Annotated in this window: 1 protein-coding gene; it reads right to left on the bottom strand. The window is 56.4% G+C overall.

Annotated elements, in window-relative coordinates:
* The coding region (locus tag H5185_RS22735; RefSeq protein WP_220494525.1) for a hypothetical protein at positions 1-202 on the bottom strand (202 nt) is incomplete at both ends.

Consider the following 202-nt stretch of genomic DNA (forward strand, 5'->3'; position numbering starts at 1 on the left):
GCAGCCGTTGCAGCAAGTGTGCCGCCATTATTCGCCGTGGCATTGGCAAACTCAGGTTTTGCTAATTCAGTTGTTGGCTCTGCTGTTTTGGCCGATTGCTCAGCATTACCAGCTTGGGCTTGTGGCGCTGGCTGCGCTGGTTGAACGGGTGCCGGCGTTGCTTGAGCCGTCTGGGTTGCTTGAACCGGATTACCCGATGCTT

This window comes from Shewanella sp. SG44-6 (genome assembly GCF_014164185.1).
Taxonomy (GTDB): Bacteria; Pseudomonadota; Gammaproteobacteria; order Enterobacterales; family Shewanellaceae; genus Shewanella; species Shewanella vesiculosa.